Genomic DNA, 2,629 nt, shown 5'->3' with positions numbered 1-2,629 from the left:
CGCATTCGGTACACTTATGATGCTCTAGGCGTTAAGGTTCGCAAAGAGGTGGATGATATAAACGGAACCACCACCACCGATTACTTGGACGGTTTTCAGTACAAAAATGAGGTATTGAGCTTTTTTCCCACCTCGGAGGGTTATGTAGAGTTTAAAGAACCCGCCCGCTTTTTCTACGTGTACAACTACACCGACCACCTCGGAAACGTGCGTATGAGTTATACGGATAACGGTACGGCAGTTCCGAAAATCTTAGAGGAAAACCATTACTACCCCTTTGGTTTGAAACACGAAAACTACGCCAGTGAAATATTCGAACGCATTAAAGAACCCAACGGCGAGTTATTTGTACTGCAGCCCACGGAAAGACGGGAGTGGCAGTATAAGTACAACGGCAAAGAGTGGCAGGATGAGTTGGGGTTGAACTTTTACGATTATGGTGCGAGGAATTATGATGCCGCGATTGGTAGGTGGATGAATGTGGATCCGTTGGCGGAGAAGAGTAGAAGATTCTCAACCTACGCTTATGCTTTAAATAATCCTGTATACTTTATTGATCCGGATGGGATGGAAGCAACGGATTGGTACCGCAATAAATTAACTGGTAAGGTAATTTGGGTTGAAGGGAGTAAAGCAATTAAAGGATATACTCATTTAGGTTTTAGCTATAGCGATCAAAGCTACGGTAAAAACAAAACCGATCATTTAGTTATGGATGGCGCTACTAAGAGAATTACAATTAATGGGAACTTAGTTTCTGATCACAGTAAAAGTTCTGCGGGATCAATTGCTGGAGGTTTTGCTATTGCCGATGGTGGAAATAACCAAGACCCAAGCTCATTGAGAAATGGCGGTAGAAATGCAGAATGGGTAGACTTTGGTGGTTTATTAGGCTTAATAGACCTATTACTTGGTAGGGAGCCTGGAAAAGCTACTAATCCAAAAGGAACTATGGATAAAGGAACTAACGGCGGAATGCCAACACAAACGGATAAAATAAATGATGCTGTTGATGCCGTAGGCGCAGGAACAGGTACAGCAAAAGAAGTAGACGAAGCTACTCAAAGTGTTAATAAAAAAGAAGTAAAGCCTGAACAAACTGAATTTGTAAGAACTGCTTACGATGCTACAACAGGAAATAGTACATATGTGAGAAAAGACATTTATGATGCTCAAAAAAAGAAAAAGAATGAAAACTAAATATAGAATAAAGGTAATAATCGCATTAATTTTACTGATAGGATTTATAGTAGTTTATTTTTTCTTTAAAGATGAAAAGGTAAGTCTTTTAAAAGAATACAGTCCATCAGGTAAATTAATAGGAACAAATGAATACGTTATTAGAAGTGGAGATACAATCATGCATGGTAAGTTCGTGAACTATAATGAGAGAGGAGTTAGAATATCAGAGGGACAATTTATAGACAATGAGCCATTTGGAGTATGTTCTTACTACGATGAAGAAGGAAAAATTGAGGCGGTTTTTTTTAGAAAAAACAGTAAAATTAATTTAGAATGTAAATATTACAATCAAACTGGTTTGATTGAAAAGTATATCATGTGTGATGATTTTGGCAGAACAGCCTTTACAATTTGTTTTGATGCAAAAGGAGTAACTAAATATAATGGATATTTGCAAATAGAAACCTATCAATACAAATTCGCTAATAAAGCAAAATTTAATTTTAATGAAGATCAGAATTTAAAAATAGGTGACACACTAATATACAGGTATATAGTTGCTAATATACCCAATGCTAAACGAACTTTTACAATAGAAAATGTCGGTAGCGATAATTTAAAAGTAAAACGTTTTATCAAAAAAGTTGAACCTTGTCAAATTGATGTAAAAGAGATACTAACCAAAAAAGGTAAAAATACCATTAGAAGTATTGTTAAATATGAGTTTTATGATAAAGTTACGCCCGTTCTTATTGATACCCTCACTTTTGAAGTTGATGTAAAAAGGTAAAAAGAGTGGCTTTAATTAACAATCAATAATGGCACTACAATTAAAACTATCTAGTTAAGCTGATGTATGACTCGCTCCGCAACTATCTTACGACTATAATCAAATTTGAAATTTCAGCCCGATAGCGCGGATTTACTTCGTCTCTTCACCAAAAGCCTCGGGTGCAATCCGTGCTTAAAGTGGTCGTCTTTTTCGACCGTTTACAATCAAAGACGGTTGCCTAGCCCCGAGTGCAGCGGCAGCCCGGAGTACAAAAAGGCTGTGTGAATTGGGTTAAAAACGGCGACCACAGAAGCCGGTTGTAGCCCCATAAACACGCCTTTTTTTACGAGGACTACAGCGGAAGGCGGGAGTGGCTTCAAAAAATGGTTAGGATTGCAACACAAGAAAAGTACTGGGCGCATTTCTAGAAATCCTATTCTCGTTGCGGCCAGCCCAGACTTTGGATAGTACAAATTTCGTCAATCAAAAGCAAACTGCCATACAACCACCTCATTTTGAGATAAATTATAGCAAAGTAAATTAGGTTAGTTGCTTGGTATTTGCGAATTTCGTAGCATGGGGCAATACGGACCGGCGTGAGATTGTTTTAGCAGGGATTGCAAATCCGCGTTATCTGCAATATTTCTGACCCGAGCCGAAAAGGCGAACGGAGCG

2 protein-coding genes are annotated in these 2,629 nt (G+C 38.2%); both read left to right on the top strand.

Features of this window, described 5'->3' with window-relative positions:
• Nucleotides 1-1,200: RHS repeat-associated core domain-containing protein (locus ACOVQQ_RS06810; RefSeq protein ID WP_421817538.1), on the top strand; the 1,200-nt coding region annotated here is incomplete at its 5' end.
• Nucleotides 1,190-1,972, top strand: coding sequence for a hypothetical protein (locus tag ACOVQQ_RS06805; protein WP_421817537.1), 783 nt, complete (start codon nucleotides 1,190-1,192; stop codon nucleotides 1,970-1,972). The genes ACOVQQ_RS06810 and ACOVQQ_RS06805, both read left to right, overlap by 11 nt.
• Nucleotides 1,973-2,629 lie beyond the last annotated feature (657 nt).

It is taken from the genome of Flavobacterium sp. (genome assembly GCF_049240005.1).
Classification (GTDB): domain Bacteria; phylum Bacteroidota; class Bacteroidia; order Flavobacteriales; family Flavobacteriaceae; genus Flavobacterium.
The sequence above is the reverse complement of the archived record's forward strand: the minus strand, read 5'-3'. Positions and strand labels throughout refer to the sequence as shown.

What these genes read in the sequence shown, in the direction of transcription:
- ACOVQQ_RS06805 (WP_421817537.1), top strand. Translation starts at nt 1,190, where the DNA reads ATGAAAACTAAATATAGAATAAAGGTAATAATCGCATTAATTTTACTG.